Origin of the sequence: Halorubrum sp. CSM-61 (assembly GCF_003781945.1) — an archaeon.
GTDB lineage: Archaea > Halobacteriota > Halobacteria > Halobacteriales > Haloferacaceae > Halorubrum.
In genome coordinates, this window is the sequence record NZ_RJJW01000022.1 from 1 (window position 1) to 2176 (window position 2176).

At 58.5% G+C, this 2176-nt stretch carries 2 protein-coding genes; both read right to left on the reverse strand.

The genetic code is table 11. From position 1 onward, the window contains the following. Nucleotides 1–412: 412 nt before the first annotated feature. Nucleotides 413–1723, reverse strand: coding sequence for a phosphoribosylamine--glycine ligase (locus EDM04_RS18315; protein WP_123624659.1), 1311 nt, complete (start codon nucleotides 1721–1723; stop codon nucleotides 413–415). A gap of 93 nt (nucleotides 1724–1816) precedes the next feature. Next, complete coding sequence (locus EDM04_RS18320) at nucleotides 1817–1954, reverse strand: hypothetical protein (protein ID WP_394338995.1); 138 nt, start codon at nucleotides 1952–1954, stop codon at nucleotides 1817–1819. Nucleotides 1955–2176: the final 222 nt, after the last annotated feature.

A 2176-nucleotide genomic window follows, 5' to 3' on the forward strand; every position in this document is an offset into this window, starting at 1 on the left:
CGCCTCCATCGCCAGTAACTCTTTGAGCAACCGGCACAACTTCCTCGATGAAGCGGGAGATCTGCGTCATAGACAACCGCATTCTCCCGCTTCAACTCCTTTGATTTAGCGGCCTACCTCGCTGCTGTATGGCGATTCAACACAGCCACCCGAACACTACAACAGAAAGGGTGCTTTCTGTGTGTGGTCGGGAGTCCCGATATTGTCCGATTAAGTGGGCGGATAGACCGCCTCGGATAACTATTAATACAACGATCACTCAGTTAAAACACCCGACCAGAAGTTCGTGGTTGCTGGAGAGAATTGTCGGATTCATCCCCGCGCTGAAGCGCGAGGCTTTCTCCTTGATTCTCCGTAAACGCCGGGATTCTCTCCTCGTAGAAAGATAGCCTGCCAGGTTTCGCACCGACGACTACGGCCCGAGGTACCCCCACGCCTGCAGTCGGTCCCCGTCGCCGTTGACCCACCGTTCACCGATGTCGTCGCGGTAGTACATGTTCGGCATGACGATGCCATCGATGCGGTCGTATGCTTGCTCCCGTGCTGCTTGCATCGTCTCTCCCTTGCCGGTCACGACGATGGGCATCCCGTTGTCGCCGGCGACGCGCCACTGGCCGTCAACTTTTTTAGCGTCTTCAAGATGAATGCCTTCGCGGCTCTCCGTCTCGAACACCACGGCCGCGTTCCGCGAGTTCTCGTCGTACGTCCTCTCGTCGTCAAACGGGAACGGCGGCAGAACGACTCGGACGGCAATTTGGTATCCGTTGTGAACGTCTACCGCTGGCTTGTTGCCGTGCGCGAGATCGGAGACGAATTCTCCGGTGGACGACTCGATCGACTCTTCTTGCAGCGCAATGGTCGGGTACCCGAACCGCGGCGTGAACTCCAAGGGGTAAATCCCGTTTTGATTGACGATACAGTTGATGTCGATGCTCCCGACGTAGCCTTCGTTGGCGAGCCAGTCTTCGATTTTCCCGAAGGTTTCTTTGAAGAGTTTGTTCTGGCCCGCCCAGAACATCGAGGTCCCCATCTCGCCGGTCGAGGGACCGATGTTCCCCGGGAACAATTTCTTATGCTCAAAATTGAAATTGACCTGGTCAATGAACTCGTCGCCGTTGAAGAACCCGCAGATAGCGACTTCGACGCCCTCTACTTTGCGCTGCAGCTGGAACCCCTTCATGCGGTGACCCCACGCCTTCCTGTACGCCTTCAACACGTCTACGACGTCACTTCCGTCGTCCTCGTTGCCGACGTACAGTAAGCGCTTGACGTTCTGGACTTCGCCGAGTGGTTTGATCACATACGGGGCAGGGTTCTCTTGGACGTGTTGTATCCCCGCGTCGAAGCTGTCGAAGATGTGGTGTTCGACGGTGTTCACACCGTGTTCTTCGAGGATCTCCATCGCGTATCCTCGATCCTCTTCGAGATGATCGGTGTTCGGCGTCCCGCCGACGACGGCCTTCCCTCTCTCACGGAGCTCCTCGGCGAGTTCACCCGTGCCGATGTCGGAACCGACCCAGATATCGTCGAAAACGATGACATCCGCCCAGTCGACTTCTGCGCGCCAGTCGTCGGTCTTCGGGACGAAACCGTTCCCGATCTCCTGATCGCGTTCGGCCTCGATGTAGTATTTCACGTCGTGGCCCTCGCGGTGAACCTGCCACGCGAGGTCCGTGATCAGCGCCGCGTCCGCGGAGACGAACAGAAACCGTTCGGTGTCCATGGCGACACGTCTCGCGGCGGGGACTTGAGTGTGCGTGCCGGCCGGTGTGTAAGAAGTTGACTCCGGCTGTTCGATAGCCGAGACGAGCGCGGATTAAACCGCACCCAGCGCCGTCGAGATGTCGTCGACGGTCGCCGGGTCGTTCGTCCAGAACCCTGTGTATCCGTCCGAGTTCTCCTCGGCGACCAGCCCGCAGGCCTGGTCCCCGTCCGGGCCGCCGTCGTACGCCATGGCCCAGTAAGGCTCAGTCGATCACATCGACAGCTGCGTAATCTCGTCTGATGGCGATGAATCAGATGGAACTGGTCATGGAGCGTCTTCGAAGCGCTGGTGAGTGTGATCTTCAGGATGGACCGTCGCTGTCGGCGGCGCACTGCCGCCGACGCGACAGTGTCGCCACTCACGACCGCTATCTAAATCGGTGGACAGCTACCGGAAGAACCGGTTGTCGAG